The 19,515-nt window shown below is 29.7% G+C and carries 15 protein-coding genes; 2 read left to right on the forward strand and 13 right to left on the reverse strand.

The genetic code is table 11. The annotated features are described in order from the left end of the window. Positions 1-6 precede the first annotated feature (6 nt). The 11 genes from BLW23_RS04080 to BLW23_RS04130 form a co-directional block, all read right to left on the reverse strand. On the reverse strand, positions 7-858 hold the full coding sequence (locus BLW23_RS04080) for a GLPGLI family protein (RefSeq protein WP_093667949.1): 852 nt from the start codon (positions 856-858) through the stop codon (positions 7-9). 26 nt (positions 859-884) lie between these two features. Beyond that, entirely contained in the window at positions 885-1,643 is a 759-nt protein-coding gene (locus BLW23_RS04085) for a hypothetical protein (RefSeq protein ID WP_093667950.1), read from the reverse strand. 135 nt (positions 1,644-1,778) lie between these two features. Then, positions 1,779-2,492 carry a LytR/AlgR family response regulator transcription factor gene (locus BLW23_RS04090; RefSeq protein ID WP_093667951.1) on the reverse strand — a complete coding sequence of 238 codons (714 nt, stop codon included), beginning with the start codon at positions 2,490-2,492 and terminating at the stop codon, positions 1,779-1,781. A 10-nt stretch (positions 2,493-2,502) separates the two neighbouring features. Continuing rightward, positions 2,503-3,510: a sensor histidine kinase gene (locus BLW23_RS04095; RefSeq protein WP_093667952.1), complete on the reverse strand. Its 1,008-nt coding sequence runs from the start codon at positions 3,508-3,510 to the stop codon at positions 2,503-2,505. Positions 3,511-3,952: 442 nt separating this feature from the next. After that, positions 3,953-7,165, reverse strand: a complete 3,213-nt coding sequence (locus BLW23_RS04100; protein WP_093667953.1) for an AsmA-like C-terminal region-containing protein — start codon at positions 7,163-7,165, stop codon at positions 3,953-3,955. A gap of 70 nt (positions 7,166-7,235) precedes the next feature. Further along, positions 7,236-7,700, reverse strand: a complete 465-nt coding sequence (locus BLW23_RS04105; RefSeq protein ID WP_093667954.1) for a hypothetical protein — start codon at positions 7,698-7,700, stop codon at positions 7,236-7,238. 234 nt (positions 7,701-7,934) lie between these two features. Then, positions 7,935-9,398 (reverse strand): AAA family ATPase, encoded by a 1,464-nt coding sequence (locus BLW23_RS04110; protein ID WP_093667955.1) that lies wholly within the window; start codon positions 9,396-9,398, stop codon positions 7,935-7,937. A 71-nt stretch (positions 9,399-9,469) separates the two neighbouring features. Next, positions 9,470-10,603 (reverse strand): vWA domain-containing protein, encoded by a 1,134-nt coding sequence (locus BLW23_RS04115; protein WP_093667956.1) that lies wholly within the window; start codon positions 10,601-10,603, stop codon positions 9,470-9,472. A gap of 296 nt (positions 10,604-10,899) precedes the next feature. Next, positions 10,900-11,148 carry a hypothetical protein gene (locus BLW23_RS04120; protein WP_093667957.1) on the reverse strand — a complete coding sequence of 83 codons (249 nt, stop codon included), beginning with the start codon at positions 11,146-11,148 and terminating at the stop codon, positions 10,900-10,902. Between the two features lie 64 nt (positions 11,149-11,212). Next, positions 11,213-12,181: an alpha/beta hydrolase family protein gene (locus BLW23_RS04125; protein ID WP_093667958.1), complete on the reverse strand. Its 969-nt coding sequence runs from the start codon at positions 12,179-12,181 to the stop codon at positions 11,213-11,215. Positions 12,182-13,128: 947 nt separating this feature from the next. Next, on the reverse strand, positions 13,129-13,743 hold the full coding sequence (locus tag BLW23_RS04130) for a hypothetical protein (RefSeq protein WP_143032107.1): 615 nt from the start codon (positions 13,741-13,743) through the stop codon (positions 13,129-13,131). Between the two features lie 466 nt (positions 13,744-14,209). Between BLW23_RS04130 and BLW23_RS23015 the strand changes: the two genes are divergently transcribed. Beyond that, positions 14,210-14,440, forward strand: a complete 231-nt coding sequence (locus tag BLW23_RS23015; RefSeq protein WP_143032108.1) for a hypothetical protein — start codon at positions 14,210-14,212, stop codon at positions 14,438-14,440. A gap of 490 nt (positions 14,441-14,930) precedes the next feature. On the opposite strand, the gene BLW23_RS23610 is transcribed toward BLW23_RS23015, so the two are convergent. Beyond that, a complete protein-coding gene (locus tag BLW23_RS23610) occupies positions 14,931-16,346 on the reverse strand; it encodes a hypothetical protein (RefSeq protein WP_255362728.1) in 1,416 nt (471 codons plus the stop codon). 712 nt (positions 16,347-17,058) lie between these two features. Between BLW23_RS23610 and BLW23_RS23125 the strand changes: the two genes are divergently transcribed. Then, positions 17,059-17,235, forward strand: coding sequence for a hypothetical protein (locus BLW23_RS23125; RefSeq protein WP_176829748.1), 177 nt, complete (start codon positions 17,059-17,061; stop codon positions 17,233-17,235). A 1,245-nt stretch (positions 17,236-18,480) separates the two neighbouring features. On the opposite strand, the gene BLW23_RS04150 is transcribed toward BLW23_RS23125, so the two are convergent. After that, positions 18,481-18,858: a hypothetical protein gene (locus tag BLW23_RS04150; protein WP_093667962.1), complete on the reverse strand. Its 378-nt coding sequence runs from the start codon at positions 18,856-18,858 to the stop codon at positions 18,481-18,483. Between the last annotated feature and the right edge of the window lie 657 nt (positions 18,859-19,515).

A 19,515-nucleotide genomic window follows, 5' to 3' on the forward strand; every position in this document is an offset into this window, starting at 1 on the left:
TATTTTTTAATTTCTCCATCTAACAATATCTCCACGCCCTCTTTGAAAATTTTCTCTTAGCTCTTTTGCCTTTTTCTTTACAAGGATATCATACTTTTCTTGAGTTATTTTCTTTCCTTTTTTAGGTGGATTTATAGTTTCTTCTTTTGTATTCAATGCTATTTTTGAGCAAAGAATTGTAGTATTTCCCGCATTTACTTCTAAAATTAACCCTGGTAAACCACAATACATTGCAGGTCCTTGAGAAACAGGGATATCGAGAGTAAACCAAGCGGTTACTATGATTATTTCCTCTTTTATTTTTATTTCTTCTTTCGAATTCTCTGCCCGTTGCTCTCCCAGACGAAAGTTGGCTGGTAATCCTTTATTTTTTACGATGGCCGTAGCCTTAAAACAGGTATGTTTTCCAATCGTTTTTATGTCATCAGTAATTTTCCAATCTATCGTTTGAAGTGAATCTTGAATTAGGAATGTTTTTCCATAAAGGTCTACTTGATGTTTGTACGTATTGTTAGTATTATTCTTGTAAAGTTTACCATTACTACCTTGATTAAGAATCATTCTTAACATTCCCATTCGTTGTGCTTTTATTCCATTGCCCTGATCTTGTGCTAACTTTTCTTCTTCGACATATATGGAAGAATTTTTATTAAAAGAGAGTATAAAATTATTAGTAGACATATTATTGATACGCTCTTGTATCATGGCCTTTTGAGCCTCTGGAATTTGACGATTCCCTAAGTTTATTTTTACACTATTTTGTAAAACATAATAGGCTTTACCATTGGTGTTTTGTGCAGAAATGGATACTGAAAACAGCAGTATGAATAGTACTATTATTTCTTTTAGACACTTCATTTTTAATAATTTTAATTAGGGAATTTCTACTTTAATTTAATAGGAATCCAAATGTTAATATTAGTTAACATCTCTTTTAATTGATTTATATCAATGTTGTTTCCTTTCATACCGCCACGCATTGCTAAAGCTCGTTTTATGCGACCTGAAGATTTTGCACCCATAGGTAATGTACCATTACTTCCATCAGGTTTTTTCATACCTTTAATAGAAATTCCTATAGATTTAGTACTAGACGGCGATGCGATATACGAAAGCGGGACTTTCAATGTATAATACAAGCCTTCAAGAGCTATTTTATGATTTACTGAAATTCCTTCACTGTTCAATTCTTTATTAATTATTCGATCTCCTTCACTTTCGGAAATACTAATATCTGTACCCAATGAAGTCATTATTGTTTGTAGCATTTCTTGTTGATTTCCCTGTTCTCTCATTTTTTTTATTTTTTCAATATCAAGGGGCTTATTTTCTTTTACTACAGGGTATTGTACCGATATGTTATTGTTCTTTTTCCCATCATTATCAAAGAGTATAGTTACACCATTTCGCAGCATTTTCACCTGTGTTCCTCTATCCCGAGTAGTTACTGTAACATATAGATGCGAGTTATCTTTAGTAATAGTATATCCTAACTTATTAGTGTCGTCATATACTGTGCTTGTGGATTGTTTATTTTGGTCGTAGGATGTTACAGAATATGCAATTTGTTTACTACTGCCACAGGAAATCAGTAAAAGATTAAGAAAAATAAAGCCTATTATGAATGTTTTTTTCGTGTTCAACTTTGTCCATTTTTAACGTTTAACATCAAAGTTACGAGCAACTTGAGTGCAAGAAAAAAATGATATACGCACAAAAAAAAAGTATCGACAAACAAGGATTATTTATAGATACTTTTGTTTAAGTGTAAAAGAGATTTAGACTCCAAGTCGTTTTAGAACGACTTCTTTGTAGGTTTCTCCAATAGGTATTCGTACGTCATTAATAACAACATTTGTTTTTTGTAACGCCCGAATGCAATTAATATTAATAATATAAGAGCGATGTGTTCGAATGAAATTTGAAGGTAGTTTTTCTAAAATTGCTTTAAAACTAGACAATGTTAACAAAGGTTTTGTTTGATCTTTAAGATGAATTTTAATATAATCTTTCAACCCTTTAATATACTCGATGTCGTTTAAGTTAACCTTAATGTTTTCATATTCTGATTTTACAAAAATAAAGTCGTTATTAGTTTCTATAGGAGAAGTATTTGATTGTATTGCAATGGACTGTTCTAACTGAAACTTTTCTTTGGCCCGAGATACTGCTTTTAAAAAACGTTTAAACGGAATAGGTTTTACCAAATAATCGGTTGCATTTAATTCAAAACCTTCTAAAGCGTGTTGTGGATAAGCCGTTGTAAAGATAAATTGCGGAATGTTCTCCACTGTTTTCACCAAATCTAATCCTGTTAAATTAGGCATTTCGATATCCAAAAACACCAAATCTACCTGATGCTTATTTAATATTGTAATCGCCTCTAATGGATTATTGCATTTTGCAACAATTTCCATCCCTCCTATTTTATTGACATAGGTTTCTAAAACATCTACTGCCAATGGTTCATCATCTATAATTACACATTTCATCTGTTGTATTTTAATCTAATTTTAATTTTAAATCAACCCAAAATTTATTGTCCTTTTCCACTGTGGTTAACCAATGTTTATTAGGATACAATAGCTCCAAACGGTTTTTGGTGTTTTGCATTCCTATACCAGAACTCTCCTTGTCTTTAGCTTTATTCCCTATGTTATTACTACACTTAAAGTGTAATTCACTATCCGCTATACTAATAGTTATTTCGACCTCAGTATTTCCTTTAAAATCTGTCCCATATTTAAAAGCGTTTTCGATATAGGATATAAAAAGTAAAGGGCTAATTTTTTGAGAGGTTATAATGCCTTTTATGTTTGTTTTTACATTTTCGTTTTTTGCTATTCTTATACGTTGAAGCTTAATATAATTTTCAATATATTGAATTTCGTCTTTAAGTAATACTTTACTGTCGTTAGTTTTATATAACATATATCGCATTAATTCAGAAAGCATAATAACAGCTTCTGGGGCATCATTAGATTTTTTAACGGTTAACGAATAAATACTATTTAAAGAGTTAAACAAAAAATGAGGGTTTAGTTGATTTTTGAGGGCTTCTAATTCTGTTTTATTTTTTTGAATTTCAATTTTCGTTTTAATCTTATCATTTTCTATCCATTGTTCGTATACTCTAATTACGATTCCTATAATAATTATTACAGCATTGAAAAATATAATTATTATAAATTTTGAAGGCCGTTTATCTAGAAGGTTTTGATTCTTATAAAAGTCAAAATGGAATACATTTGAAATGATCAAATAGGCTACTATTAAAAGAATGATAATAGACAATAGATAAAGTATTTTCTTCTTCTTAAGTAATAAATGCGGCACTAATAAACTATAGTTCGTATAAAAAATTACTGCTCCAAACGCAATTCTCAAACAAATTTTAAGCGTAATTTCTTTACCTTCTGAATACAACAAAAACAGGATAACTGAATAAAGTATTGCCCATATAAATATGTGAATCGAAAACTGCCTTCTATTTTTTATTGTTTCTCCCAAATTTGATAATAGTTATTTTGTAAATCTACATAATTATTTTATCCGAGGTATTGAATTAGTTTTACAAAACTTTCAAATATATAAGCTGCCAGAGTATTGTTAAAATAAGATAGATGAACAAGTGCAATTACCATACGAAAAAAGAATAATTATAGATAAACATGGCCATTCCATACACATTTTGCCTCCACTCCTCTGCACTTTCTGCAAAAAGAGTATTCCATTACATTTTTAAAGAAACTTTTAGAAAGAAAAAAATCCAAGAAAATTGGGTTAAAGAACTTCGCTTTTACCAAAGCAAAGTAACATAACGCAGTACATTAATGGGTTTCATTACATTTTTGAAGATACTCTAGGAAAAGAAAAAAAATAAAGAAGATTGTTACTGGTAAAGCTTTTTATCAAATCAAAGTTGCCTTTCAATTTTTTCAGGATGTATAACTTACTTCTTCTTTTTAGCTTTCTTCATGGAAACTTTAAAATCATCAACAGTTCCATGTAATTTTATATTTAAGTATTTTACTTTTTTAGTAGGATCAACTTCTATAATTTCATCCTCTTCTACTTTATTTCCACTATTTTTTTTACTACTAAATAATTTATATCCAATAGCTTTCTTAACGATTTTCCAGGGAATTCTTAAGTAATATTCAATATTATTATTCAAATCTTGTGTTCCAGACAATTCCATATGTCCTAATGTTGATTCAATCGTCATGTTAGGGATGTTTATGCGTCCGTTAATGATATCTATATGGTTTTGAATGGTATCAAATTTGATATTGTTAAGATTTTTATCACCCATATAACTCGATAACATTTTCATAGGTTCATAATTCTGTAATTTTCCATTAAAAACTTTTACATCCATGTGAATTTCAGATTGATCTAAATCTGGCACTAAATCAGGATATACTCTAATTTTTCCATCTATTGTAGTAGAAACATGTCCTTTTAAATTATCAGAAACCAAATGATCTTGTCCAAAATTTTCAAACTTAAATAAGAATTTATCAAGATCAACATTAGTCGCTTCTATAGAAGGTTTTAGATAAATTTTCTTCGGATTGCTACCGTTAAAGTAACCAGACATATTAAAATTACCTCCAGCTGCATTCATATGCAATGTATCTACATAAATGTAATGATTCTGAGTGGTGCGTAATTTTGCTTTTATCTCTTGTAAATGAATTCGTTGATACATAAAATAATCTACATCTACATCAAATTTCATATCCGTAAATGGTAGCTCATACAAATTAAAAGCTTCTGCATGCGCAGCAACATCTGCAGTTTTTGATTTTACAGTTATTGTAGCCTTCTCTGTTGTTTCATCAGGAGGAAATAGTTGGTCGTAATCAATATAATTTGCTTTAAAACTAAGGTAATTGTCTCGTTTTTTAATTGCGTCATTATCGCCTAAATAATAGTTCAAGCCAATATTAAAAGAAGTTCTTCCTATTTTACCTATAAAATCTTTCACTACAAGATGGTCATCTTCATAATGAAAATCACCTGTAAAGTCTTCAAATCGTAATGGATGTACATGCATTTTGGTATTCAGCTTGTCCAATTCTACATCTATAGAATGTAATTTAGATGCTTTATAATGCATGCTAGAATTCGCATGCAATGCTAGTTTTTTAAATTCTTCATGTCTATATTCTTCAGGTACATAATTTTCACCTTGATACGAGAAAATGTCTTCCAAACGCAATAAATCTGAAGTTAAAGAAACATCTAGATCTACATCACCATTCAATTCTTTTTGCATCCAAAAACCATAATTATGTACAAGTCCGTTAAAATGAAAGTCAGAATCATCAATAAACCCCGTAAAATCTTTGATTTTAAGATCTTTATCGTCGATTAATACATCTACATGAAAATCGTGGAATTTATGCGGATAATGCTTTAGTTTCGCGTTAAGACTATCTACAAAAAACTCTCCTTTAGGTAAATATTTACTTTCTGTAAAAGCCTTTGCTGAGGATTTAAATGAAAATCCAGCCGTTAAATCTTTAATTAGCTCATCTATACCTGCACTTATACTATCCGTAGCAGAAAACTTTGTAAGTTCAGCAATATCTAATTGCTTGGACTTAATATCTAAATGAGTAACGACTAATTTATCTGTATGATGTACAATAGCGGGTAGATCTGATACATATCCAGTTATTGAAATATCAGATTTACCTAAAAGCATATCAAATTGATTAATTGTTGCTTTTTTTCCATTCATTACCACATGTGCATTCAGTTTTTTTAATGGTGCTGGAAGATCTTTCGAAGATAAACTTAGACTATCAATTTTTAACTCACTATAATAAGCCTGATTTAATTTACTGAGTGCTTGTTCTGGATTATCAATATCTATAATATCATGAAAATTCATTTTTAATGAAACATTTCCTGATGCAATATCTACTTCACTTAAGTTCAAAAAATCAGCTATAAATTCAAGATTGCAGTCTGCATTTAATCGCATATCTATTTCTGGTTTATCGAAATTATTGATTACGACATTTCCTAAAATTTTTCCTTTTCCTAATTTGGCAGTCATATCTTCTAGTGAGAATGTTGTTGTACGAGAACTTCGTTCACTGCCATTCGTAAAATGCCCTTTAAAGCCAATGTTTTTGACTCGCTTACCTTTGTTGGTGTTTTCTAAAAAAGCTTCACTGACACCGAAATTTACATCAAAAAAAGGTACTTGTTGATTCAATGTAGGTCCCTTAACTACTGCATTAAAGTAAATTTTCCCTGCATTTTTATAACGTTCTAGCACAGGTATAAGGTCTTCTGGAGCAAAGGCGATAAGCATATCAAAATTTGGCTTCGCCCCTTTTATTACAAGATCAAGATCTACGTCGTTTTTGGTGTCTATTTTTCCTTCTAGATCAAAATCACCATGTTCCATAGTAACCCGAGAAGGTTCAATGGTAAGCAATCCAGTATCTTTATTAAGACTAACATCTGTATGAAGATCAAAGTGTTTGTGCTTTATATAAGTAGTATCGCCATTATATAGTACATTCATTTCAAACTTAGTATCAATATGTCCTGAAACAACTTCATTATCAATATTGAAACCGCCATCAGCCTCATAAATAAATGTTTCTAAGTCTGTATTTTGACCTTCATCTTTTTTGTGGATATCTAAATTGTGTAATTTAATTTTTTGAAGCTTAAAATCTATTGGTTCGTCACTTTTTGTGTCATCAAAGGATTTTAATGCGTTCAAAAGATTTAGACTTCTATCTTCATGAATTACAATATCAAAAAAACCGTCTTCTACAATTAATGATTTGATGGTATAATTTCCTTTTAAGATATCCCACAAATTAAATCCTACGTAGATGTCTTTAACGTCCAGAATAACTGGTGAATTATCCTTTTTAGTTTCATTTATTTTTAGATCGTCTACTTTAAAAGAAATATTTGGAAAATTACTAAAGAGTGATAAATGTGTGTTTCCTATAGCAACAAAACCTTTATGGGTTTTGTTTAGATCGGCTATATGATCTTTTATAATACTATTTTGTTTTGTATTTATATATAATACCGTAGCACCCAGAAAGAATAATGGTAAAAGTATTACAGAAGCAATAAACCGTAACCAGAATTTTCTTTTTTTTAAGGCTTCAAATTTCATATTACTTTTTATTATTATAGCAGTATAAGGTTATTAATAAATGTTTAAACTAAAAAAAACAACTAAAATTTTATGTGGTCATTTTTTTAATTTTTCTTCCTTGTATAATAAGGTCTTTAAAATGATTTACTTCACCAGGAGAAGAAGTTTGGCTTACTAGTTTATGTCCTAATTCCCGCCTTTCCTCTATTATCGATTTTGATTTCTTAGACATTTGATAATTAGAGTTCGTAATTTTTAATAGGTGATCTTTTGGCCATTTGAAATTATATTTCTCAAAGTAATGCTCTAAATCGGTACTCCATAGCCAATTTCCATCTGTTTTTAAAGTACCATAATGTGTAATCCATTCTTGAGAAAAAATACATTGAGTTCTATCAAGTGTAATTTTTTCAAAATCACAAATACTTAAATAATTCAAATAAAGACTTTTATTCATAACAACTTTATTAGATCTATGACATTCGAATAAATATTGATCTGTAATTTCATAGATTATTACTTCATCATCTTTAATATTTAGAATTTGTCTCATATTAAAATTGATTTTACTTTTTGGTAGTTCAAAGTATTTTTAAGATGCAAATATAACTGTTGTAATAAAATTTACTTAGCCCAATCATGTCATAAAATTTTTATTTTTTAGATGTTTTACAGAATTTGCATTTTGGTTAAACCCCATGATACTTCTCTTCTAAGTTTCTATAATCTTAAAATGAGCTTCGAAGCGGAAATTAGAAGAGAAGGAGTTAATAAATAATAAGGAAATTTAAATACCTCTTATATAACTATCCAAAGGATCATTAAACTGATAACCTGTAGTAAAACGTTCCTTATTTAAAATCTTATATTCCGATAATGCCCAAAGGATAAACTCTTTTAAGAATGGCACGTCTTTTTCAGAGGTTGTAGGCTGGTGTTTCTTTATCAAGTCTGTTAAAGGCGCTATTGAATCTAACTGATCTCTAAAATAAGTATCGTCCATATCGTCTAGTAGTTCCACGGCCTCTTTAGATGAAAACCATGCTGAAATGGTATCATAAGGTGATGGCTCTCCTTCTTTTTTCAATTTTTTAATTTCAGGAAATAAGGTGTTAAAAGTTGTTTTTATCGCATTATTAAGCAATAATAGCGCAACATTGTCCGCTCCCTCCTGCTCTCCTTCATACACCAACTCTATCTTCCCTGTAATCGCAGAGATGGTTCCTAAAAAGTCTAAAACACGTATAGAAGTTTTTGTTTCTTCGTTCAGCAACGACCTTCGTTCGGCAGTGCTTATAAGATTTTCAAATATGGAAATACTCATTCGGGCACTTACCCCACTTTTTACATCGATATACTCACTTTTTCTTGCTTCAAAAACTAGTTGTTCTATTAAATCTCTGGCAAGTTCAGGTACGTGTATCTCATCTTTCTGATCTTGAAGATAGGTCGCTTCTTGCGAAGTAATTTTTTTGGCGATTTCTATAGATTTTGGATAATGTGTTAGAATTTGAGAACCAATACGGTCTTTTAAAGGCGTTACTATACTTCCTCTATTGGTATAGTCTTCAGGATTCGCGGTAAAAACAAACTGAATATCTAATTGCAAGCGCAATTTAAAACCTCTTATTTGGATATCTCCTTCTTGCAATATATTGAATAAAGACACCTGGATTCGAGCTTGTAAATCAGGAATTTCGTTAATTACAAAAATACAGCGATTGGCACGTGGAATCATTCCAAAGTGAATCACTCTATCATCTGCATAATTCAATTTCAAATTCATTGCTTTTATTGGATCTACATCTCCAATTAAATCGGCTACTGTTACATCGGGAGTGGCTAATTTTTCAAAAAAACGTTCATCTCTATGAACCCAAGCAATTGGTGTATCGTCTTGATGTGTTGCTATTCGTTCTTTTGCATATCTTGATAAGGGTTGTAAAGGATCATCATTAATTTCTGAACCTTGTACAATAGGAATATACTCATCGAGTAAGGAAACCATTAATCGTGCTAGTTTAGTTTTTGCTTGGCCTCTTAATCCTAAAAGGTTAATATTATGCTTCGACAGAATTGCGGTTTCTAATTCAGGAATCACTGAATCTTCATAGCCCCAAACGCCGTTGAAAACTGTTTCTTGTTGCTTTAATTTTTTTATTAAATTGTTTCTTAACTCGTCTTTTATAGAAAGAGATTGGTAGCCTATAGCTTTTAATTCTCCTAATGTCTTTATGTCTTGGTGATTCATGTTCTGTATTCAATTAAAGTATGCCTAAAAAGGATACTTTTTTATTAAAATTTATATGCTTAGGAAGCTTTTTAAATTCTTCTTATTCTTTTTTTTCTATTTTGTTCGTAATCTTCAAAAATCATTTCGCCCAAACCTTTTAAGCCAGTATAAAATGCCTTTCCTTGGTTTGCTTTTGTAAAATGCTGAATGAATTGCATTAGATAGGGATCTCTTGCGATCATAAAAGTTGTTATGGGGATGTGCAATTTTCTGGCTTGAGAAGCCATATTGTAACACTTTTCTACAATATACTTATCCAAACCATTACTATTCTTGTAGTACGTACCATCTGCCATTCGTAAACAACTAGGTTTACCATCGGTAATCATAAAAATTTGCTTGTTGGTATTCCGTTTTCTTCGTAAAATGTCCAAGGCAAGTTGCAAGCCTGCAACGGTATTGGTATGATAAGGTCCCACTTTTAAGTAAGGTAAATCTTGCACTGAAATCGTCCAAGCATCATTTCCAAAAACTAAAATATCAATAGAGTCTTTTGGGTAGCGAGTTCTAATCAACTCCGTTAAGGCCATGGCTACTTTTTTAGCGGGAGTAATTCTGTCTTCTCCGTATAATATCATACTGTGACTTATATCTATCATAAGTACAGTACTCATTTGAGCCTTAAAATTGGTCTCTTGTACAATTAAATCTTGCTCCGTTAAGGAGAAATCACCAACACCATTATTAATCTGCGCATTTTTTATACTTTCGGTCATAGAGATTTGATCTAGAGAGTCTCCAAAATGAAAATTTCTGAATTCTCCTGTATGCTCATCTCCACTCCCAATTGCTTTTGTTTTATGATTTCCAGAACCACTTTTTTTCATTTTTCCGAAAATTTGATTTAAAGCGTTCTGCCGTAATGCTTGTTCTGTTTTTGAAGTGATTTTAATTTTTTGACCTCCATTCCCCTTACCATCATCCAATTCCTCTCTGATATAACCTTTATTTTTTAAATCTTCTAAAAAATCGTCAAGTGTATATTTTGGAGTAGTCAAATTATATTCTTTATCCAGTTGTTCCAACCATTCAAAGGCTTCATCAAAATCTCCAGAAGTATATGTTAAGAGTTCTTTGAAAATATCAAAAAGCTTATCGAATGGAGGGAGTTTTTTTTCCTTAAATTTTTCAAAACGTAATCCTTTATTAAACTGTCTACTCATAGTATAAAAATACGGCTATTTGTGTTTTTATACCAGTTAATTTATATATTACTTTAATTTTTAATGCTTATAAATACAGTGAATAAAGAAATATAATTGCAATTTAACATGTTTTTAATGATTAAAACACTTGTAATTAAAGTTTGGAATGGCTTACAGCGATAAAATTATTAAAATCGATATTTTTGTTTAATGTGAAGTATATTTTAAGGAATATGAGATAGCTCAATTTTAAAAACTTGTCAAAGTTTCTAGCAGTAGAACTACCGATAGTTTGTAAGTGTTATTTAATTTTATTAGCTATTGAATAGATTGCAATATTCATCGATAATGTCATCATCAACTCGCCAATTATCTCCTTTAGTCTCATACAAACAGATTAATCCTAATAGCTCCAGTGCACCATATGCTGAAAAAACGAGATTATCTTTTTTAGCCAATATGGAGTCTTTCTTTTTTTCAATACGATATCCTTTATCGATAATTAATTTATAAGCTGGAGGTTCGGTATTTCCTGCTGATGCAATAGTTATAAATCTGCTCATTTATTTAAAATGTTTTATTAGTATTACGTTTAAGTGTCTTATGCATAAATACAAGTTTATAATTCTAATGACCATGATATTCTACATTAGGTAGCTTTTCATTATTTTTTAAATATCTATTAAACCATTTTAGAACTTGCTCATTAACTTCATTACTATGTCCTGTTAAACCGTGGTCTCCTCCTTCGAAAACAACTAACCTGTAAGGAATTTTATATTTTTCAAATTGTAAAGCCAAATTCAAACTATGTTTTGCCTTTACTCTCCAGTCAGAACTTCCATGCAACATAAGTATTGGAACATTTTTAGGAAATTTGTCTACCCATTTTATGGCTGATCGTTTCTCCAATTCTTTCGTTTTATTTTCCCAATAATTAGGTATTAATTCTGCATAAACACCTTTTTCAAACTTAGGTCTATCCATAATTGTTAAATCTGATTGTCCTCCACCTACCACCGCGGCCTTTATTTTATTTGTCTTTGTTAAAGCAATATAGGTCATCATTGAACCGCGACTCCAACCATAAATACCAATCCTATCAGTATCGGCACCTTCAATTTCTTTTAACACATCTGGCAGTATTAAAACATCATTTACGTCCTTGCCTCCAAACTCTTCTTTTCCTTCACTTCCTCCATTTCCTCTATATTGACTAGCAATTACGATATACCCCTTGCTTACAATAGAAGCGAAAAGATGCAAAAGTAATGGTCCTGATACTTTCGAAAAATCTCTATTCCCACCACGATTGAATATAATGCAAGGATATTTTCCCTGTGTTTTCGGTTTCATCAAAAAACCATTCACCTTTAAACTGTCACTTAAATATTGTATAGCATAAAGTTCAACATCGTCAATTTTTTTATAGGCATCTCTCCAAACTCTCTTTCCATTGGTCTCTTGGGTTAGTTTTGAGTGTTTTAAATATTTTTGCGTGCTAATTTTTTCCTTTTTCAAAAGAAGCCCATTATGCTGAGCAACGGTATTACTTATTGTTAAAACCAGTAGTAATGATAGCTTAAAGTATTTCATAGTATTTCAATGTTTTGATAAAACGCAAGATACAACAAAAGCAACTATTTAAATTGGACGATTTATTCTTGACTTACCATTATTGTAGCATATTTTTTCCGCTTTTTAGGTATTGGAGAGGCTACTTTTTTTACTATATTTTGTTTTTACTAACATTACTACACGAAAAAGATATACCTCACCTACTATCCTATTTTTTTATTATGCTTTGAGATCCTAGTTTTTTCAGCTTTAATATTCCTAAGTTTTACTTTTACGTTTTACATTACAAATATTGGGTAGTTGTATTTTACTCTATTGTATTAATAATCTCTATTATCAATTTGCTATATTCTTACCGAATTAAATTCTGGAAGGGGTTTGTTTTAAATATACTTGGTTGTATTAGTTCCCTAATTCCAACAATTCTTCTTTTTTTGGAGTACTATGGCAAATCCGCTAGGTTTTTAATTTAGGTAGTTTTACCTAGCTTTGTTAAGGGTTTGTATCTATTTGATATTTAGGGTTTTTAGGTGTTTCAGTTTCTTTTATTTAATGTTATATTTGTTTATATTCATTATAAAACTCCTATTATCTGCCCCCTCAAGATGAAGGAGTTTTTTAAATTTTCACTTTTAAACAAGTTTTATCAATTCACATTTTTCTCTTTAGCTACTATTTAATTATTTCCTTTTTTTATATTCGCGTTTACTTTGTATGTTGTTTAAGGGGCAATAGACAAAGTTTCTTTAACTAGTATTCTGCGTATTAACCAAACTTAATTAACTATTCTTTTCAAAAAAGTTAATGCGCAGTTCTTTTAACTACGATTAAAATGATATCTATTGATGTCGTTAAACAAAACCTTTGACAATAAAAAAAGCTTTAATCGAAGCTCTTGTTGTAAGTTTTATTGTACTGCCTTCCCTTTTTTGTGTTTTTTAAACCCTATATTATTTGTTCGTATTTTATTCAACTTTAAAATAGAAATAACTTTCTGAGTTCGTTGTATCTATCCAAGCAGTACTTCCACATTGTATAAATCCAATAGTTTGATTAGAAAACTCGTCGATCCTATAGTGTTCCATGATAAATTCATTTCTATTTTCATTATGTATTATACTTTCATGACAATAGATAAAAAAATCTCCTTGTGTTAACGGTTTTAACCCTATTTTGTAATTATAAAACAAACTGTCTTCCGAAATTTCGGCATAGGTTATGATTCGTTTTGTTTCACAAAATGAATCGACATTAATTACACCAACATTTCTGATTATTTGAAAATTATCTCTTGCATCAATGCAATTTACATTTTGAGTTGGTTGAATAAATTTCATGATTTTTAATCTATTCTCTTGATGTGCATCAAAAAAAATGGAATCATTAATTTCTTCATAATAGGCCTTGGAAGAAACAGTACCCTCTATCCAAATGGTATCACTTATAGAAAAAGAAGATTGGCCTGTTATATTTACCCTGTATTTATTAATTTTTAAAGTGGGTAATGGTTCTTCATTATTGCATTGAAAGGCCATTAAAAGGGTTGTGCTAGCGAGTAGTTTTAAAATGTTTTTAAACATATCTTTTTCTTTACTAGATGCCACTATTACAAAAAGGTTGCGTCCAATTTTTTTCTAATTGAATATATTTAAACTAATGTCTATATCGTGCAACATACTACAATAATGTGAAAGAATTTTTTGGTTTTTAAGATGTTATAGAACCTATTGTTTTAATGGTTTACACTTAGTATAGATTTTTAATTTTTTTAACTAATATACCAGCTATTAGTTCTTCAAATTCTCCTCCTGTCGCATTAAAACGGTTTTAGCTTTATCGGTATAATTGGTTAGCGATTTTATATTCGCACCTTTCATATTACTGTTTTAATATAGTTTAACTACATTTGGTAATTGTTTATGCATTAATATAAACTCCTGCATTTTCAAAACGATACTATTAGCTATTAATTCTTCTTAACTTTTTATTAACTACGTTATATTTTATGAAATCCTTAACTTTTACTTACTTTTTAAAACCATTCCTTTGGATCTACTATTAATACAAAATTTTATTATGTTAAAAAACATTTCTAATCTTGGTAAACCATTAAATAAAAACGAACAACTTTCAATAAATGGTGGAAAAATGATTTGTAACGAATCGGCCTGTGCAAATAGCCGTGGAGCATTTAATGCTTGTAGGACGAGTAATCCGTCTAGCATTGGTGCTTCTTGTTATATTTATAAAATTGGCGTGGCAGTGCATTGTTGCTAAATAATTTTAGCGAACTTCGGTTCGCTTTTATTTTGTCTTATAGATTGTTCATACTACTCTTTTACTTTATTTTTACTCTATGGAACACAGCTATGAACAACTTAACACCGAATTTGTAGAACCAAGAAAAGTTTCTACTCTAACGAAGTTAATTTCTGTACTGTTGATAGTAATTTTTTTTTCTGTGCATTTATCCAAAATTACGCCAGACTTTCAACGCTGTATTACAGTTTCTATAAAGGGTTGCTTGGGAATTTTACCTTCTCCTATTTGTTATTGCTTTTAACTATTTTTTTTAATCTGTTAAACCTTCGTATTTAAATTGGTCAAAGTAATGTTGCTCTTCTACTATGCCTTGTAATTGGTCATCGTTTAAATTTGAGTTATTCATAATTCTACTAATTATTTACATTTCATTAACTTATATCTTAGACATAAAAAAACACCTTAAGAAAGGTGCTTTATGGTAAGTATGTTTTCAAAATTATCGTTACTTTTTATCCTTTAATAATTTCTGAACTAGATTTCTAATTTCAAAGTTTTGTTTTTTCAGTTCTTCAATCTCCTTTTTCTGAGTGTTAATTTCTTCTTGCTGCTGATCGAAGCTATCTCTTTGAGTTTTCAACTTCTTTTCTTGCTCAATAGTGTATAAAGTCAACTCCTCAATTTTTTGAAGCAACTGAATTTGAAAATCACCAATATTAACACCATTTTTCTGCATTTCTTTGGCAGATGCTATTTCAGGTAAATGCTTCTTTTCTTTAATATGGTTTTCGATTGATTTTAAAGTGGGTAAATTATAATCTTCTTCAAAAACGAAATCAGCAGTTGGAGTATTCGTTACCTTTATTTCTTTAGATTCCAATTTACCGAAAATAGAAACATTTCCTTTAAAATTTGCGCTTTTATCAGAACCTTTTAATATCAAAACATCACCAGTGTTATGAACACCACCAATACCAAATTTTATAACCCCATTACTATTACCATTTGTAAAATATAAACTACCTCTATTTCCCATAATACCATATCCACTAATTTTTAATTGATTTATAGATGCTATGGTGTTTGAGTTGTCTATTCCATTAATATATAAATGCGTATCGGCTTCTATAACACCTTTAAAGTTTGCGCTTTTATCAGAACCCTTTAATATCAAAACATCACTAGTGTTATGAACACCACCAATACCAAATTTGATAAACCCATCACTACTACCATTTGTAAAATATAAATTACCTCTATTTCCCATAATGCCATATCCACTAATTTTTAATTGATTTACAGACGCTATGGTGTTTGAGTTGTCAATTCCATTAACATATAAATGTGTATTAGCTTTAATAGAGCCATTCACCTTCAAATTTCCGGAGGTATCCAAACTCATTAAATTATTCCATATAATATTTCCAGTTCCTGAATTATTTGTATGTTCCCAATTAAAGCCTCTTAGACCAGTGGCGATATCTCCACCTACAGTATACCTACTCGCTCCGACAGTTGAAGTTCTCAAGTGTTTCCAATTTCCATTACTATCTCTATAGGCATTAAAACCTATATAGGCTCCATAGTCTTGTGTTCCATCGACAGGCTGACCTGCTCCCATTGAACCAAAAACTGATAATCCATCTCCATTTTGACTTCCTAAAAGGATTTTGGCAAATGTTTTCGTATTCTCTAGGTCACCACCAAAACTTACTTTACCATTACTTGAAAAAATAGTTTGTTTTGACCAATCCCAACCAGTATTATCTGTTTTTCTTGAAGTAACATGTAGATTGGTACTTCCATTATCTGGAGTATGAAAAATCCAAGAATTATTTCCTCCGCTTATTAAGTCTTGAGCCTTAACTCCCAAATTCATTCCAATCATAGCAATGACAGCAATTTTTATTGTTGTTTTCATAATTAATAATTTTAAGTTGTAAATATTTGCAATTAATTGATTGTAATTTTCGTTTTACGCTGCAATTTTTTTTGCAAATATAATCTTTAAACTAAAAATATTCTCTTTTTTTTTAAGAGATCTATTTCTTATTTACCACAATATGTCAAAGAACTTTTCCCTTTATATTTCTTTTTTATAGCTCAATCTATTTTATTATCACTAGATTCGTAATCACTTAAGAGACGTCTTAAGTTCTTTTTCATAGCAATTTTCCCGCTCAATCTTTGAGTGGGTTTCTTTTTATCACTGCTTCTTAACTATAGGGGGTTTACCTATCTTTCTAATGGTTTCTATCTACTTGATTTATAGGGTTTTCAGGTATTTTAAGTTCTTGTAATTTATAATATATTTGAATGCAATTGTTTATTTACTTATTGAAACTCTTGTATATCCCCCCAAAAAAACTCTTTTGTTATCCCCTAAAACGAAAGAGTTTTTCTACGTCAATTTGAAATGACTTTTATTAATAATCACTTTATGAGCATACTTGGTTGGTGATTTTATATTACTATTATTTTGCTTTTACTACATTTGTTTAATGTCATGATTACTTTCATTTATCGTACTTGGAATCATTTTTCCAGTCCTTGCAAATTATTTGGATGACAAGGAAAATGGATAGAGAGGATTAATTTACTGTTTTTGTATATTTCAATAAACTAGATTAGATATGAAGTGCATAAAAGAGGGAGCTGAAGTGACATACGTAACCCCTGTTTCCAATAATAAACAAAAGGTTATGATAATAACTATAGACTCTATTGATACTGTAACTGTCATCCCTATCGATTCAGTTGATCCTAACGAACACTTTCTTTGCTCTGTACTAGAATTAAGTTTAGAATAAGACAAATAGCTTACCATGATTTCCACTGTTTTACTTTATTTTGGTTTTATTATTTTTACTGTATGGAACATAGCTATGAACAACTTAATATTGAATATGTAGAGACTCGAAAAGTTTCTTCAAACATTAAATGCATCGCTATCATATTCGCTCTAATTTTTATTTTTATTCCACTTGCCGAACTTGTTAATGAATTTAACTATCATTTTATCAAAACCGAATTAAGTTTCTCTTGCTTCCCTAGTTATAGTATTAATTCATACCCCATACCAGAACCCTTAAAATTTAAAGAGCTTAAAACTAGTGAGTAACTAGTGTTTTTGTGATTTCTTATATTTGTTAGTATTTATAAATTGCATGATTTTTATTTTTTTCCTGTTCACGTCTTTGATTCAATTTCTATCCTACTTTCTTAAGGATAAATTGATAAAGAAGTTCTCAAATGATAAACAATTATATCTTCCTGATTTTTTAGTGTTCATACTTTTTATCTTTCTTTATAATTTTATTTTACCTCGATTCTTTTATCCAAAAAAGAAACTTCTATTAGATGTGGAATGCCGATTTTAGGGATTCATATAGGGGTTTTAATTTTTGGAACCATATCAGCGGTAATTGTTCACATTACTCGAATAGTTGAAAAAAAGGTCTTTCGAAAATAGAACAGAACTAAATACAACTCTTTTACTTTATTTTGTTTTTACTATTTTTACTCTATGGAATACAGCTATGAACAACTTAATATCGAATTTATAGAACCGAGAAAAGTTTCTCTTTTTACTAAATTAGTCTCGATCCTACTTATTTTTATAAGTGTTCCACTTTCACAAATTTTACCTGAACTCAAACACTGCTTTTGTATTGGTTATTCATTACCGCCAGGTTCATGCATCTTGGTGGGTAACTGCTTTTGCTTTTAACTACAATTAAAATTTATTTTGTTTTATTATTTTTGGTTTATGAATGAAAAAGAATCTCACAACTCCGAATACTATTTAAGCTTTTCAATTATTTGCTTGTTATTGATTGTTTCTATTTCTATTAGAATTTATGACAATAATCAAATTGCTATTATTGATTTATTTATTCTTATCCCTCTTATACTTTTAATTATATTCTCAATTAATCGATTTATAAAGCTTAAAAGGAAATAACTACTATTAGTTTATAATTCGTTTGTTAAATCTTGGACATAAAAAAACACCTTGATTAAGGTGCTTTGTGGTAAGTTTACTTTCTTAACTTTTAATTAAAACTATTCATGAGATGAACAGTTTTTTTCTTACTTTGATATTCACCTAGATGAACATGAGAATAGCTAGGTTCTTTAGAGGAATAATTTACAATTACTTGTTTTCCGATACAATTGTTTTTCTCAAACTCAGAAAAATGTTCAACACCTACAATTTCAAAATATAATCTTCCGTTTACTTTATATTTATATCTTAAGCCATGTTTACTTGTTGAATCGTCATAAGAAATAATTATACCAATAGCTTGTTTTCGGTAATTATTAATTAAATAATCTTTCCTCAACTCATAACCGATACTTCCTAAAATAATTGATAGGGCAAAAAGTCCACCCACCAAATTTGATACTTTATTTTTTTTCTTCTCTTCCATTTTTATATTAATCTAGAAAATCAATATTTTACGACAAAAATATGAATTAAATTAGTTCTGCTGTTTCAAGCTTACCACAATATGTCAAAGAACTTTTCCCTTTATATTTCTTTTTTATAGCTCAATCTATTTTATTATCACTAGATTCGTAATCACTTAAGAGACGTCTTAAGTTCTTTTTCATAGCAATTTTCCCGCTCAATCTTTGAGTGGGTTTCTTTTTATCATTTTTTTTTTGATTAATTACCATTTTATGGTAGGGTATTTAAACAATCTATTGTTTTAAAAAGAAAATTTGATGCCCCCTTAATATTAGCTCCTTCGGGAGCTTTCCTTTTTCATATCTTTGTTTCATGAAAAATGGCTATGAACAACTTCATACAGAATTTATAGAACCAAGAAGAACATTACTTTTTACTAAATTAGTTTCTATTATAGTGTCTTTTATTTTTATAAAAATTCCTTTAGTTGAGATGATCCCTGGTCTTGATTATATTTACAATATTTGTACGCTATGCATTTATCGCTATGGTTGTATGGTATCGAGTTCTCCTTATTGCTTTCCTTTCTTTTAAAACCTACTCTTTTACTTTATTTTTACTATTTCCGCTAAAAAATGTTATTATGATTATTCTTGATATACTTGCTTTTATTCTA

The organism is Tenacibaculum sp. MAR_2009_124, from assembly GCF_900105455.1.
Taxonomy (GTDB): domain Bacteria; phylum Bacteroidota; class Bacteroidia; order Flavobacteriales; family Flavobacteriaceae; genus Polaribacter.

Bases quoted from the DNA above. Each gene is read 5' to 3' on its own strand.
- BLW23_RS04090 (WP_093667951.1), bottom strand. From the start codon at position 2,492: ATGAAATGTGTAATTATAGATGATGAACCATTGGCAGTAGATGTTTTA.
- BLW23_RS04120 (WP_093667957.1), bottom strand. From the start codon at position 11,148: ATGAGCAGATTTATAACTATTGCATCAGCAGGAAATACCGAACCTCCA.
- BLW23_RS04100 (WP_093667953.1), bottom strand. From the start codon at position 7,165: ATGAAATTTGAAGCCTTAAAAAAAAGAAAATTCTGGTTACGGTTTATT.
- BLW23_RS04110 (WP_093667955.1), bottom strand. From the start codon at position 9,398: ATGAATCACCAAGACATAAAGACATTAGGAGAATTAAAAGCTATAGGC.
- BLW23_RS04125 (WP_093667958.1), bottom strand. From the start codon at position 12,181: ATGAAATACTTTAAGCTATCATTACTACTGGTTTTAACAATAAGTAAT.
- BLW23_RS04105 (WP_093667954.1), bottom strand. From the start codon at position 7,700: ATGAGACAAATTCTAAATATTAAAGATGATGAAGTAATAATCTATGAA.
- BLW23_RS04115 (WP_093667956.1), bottom strand. From the start codon at position 10,603: ATGAGTAGACAGTTTAATAAAGGATTACGTTTTGAAAAATTTAAGGAA.
- BLW23_RS04080 (WP_093667949.1), bottom strand. From the start codon at position 858: ATGAAGTGTCTAAAAGAAATAATAGTACTATTCATACTGCTGTTTTCA.
- BLW23_RS04130 (WP_143032107.1), bottom strand. From the start codon at position 13,743: ATGTTTAAAAACATTTTAAAACTACTCGCTAGCACAACCCTTTTAATG.
- BLW23_RS23125 (WP_176829748.1), top strand. From the start codon at position 17,059: ATGAAGTGCATAAAAGAGGGAGCTGAAGTGACATACGTAACCCCTGTT.
- BLW23_RS04150 (WP_093667962.1), bottom strand. From the start codon at position 18,858: ATGGAAGAGAAGAAAAAAAATAAAGTATCAAATTTGGTGGGTGGACTT.
- BLW23_RS23610 (WP_255362728.1), bottom strand. From the start codon at position 16,346: ATGAAAACAACAATAAAAATTGCTGTCATTGCTATGATTGGAATGAAT.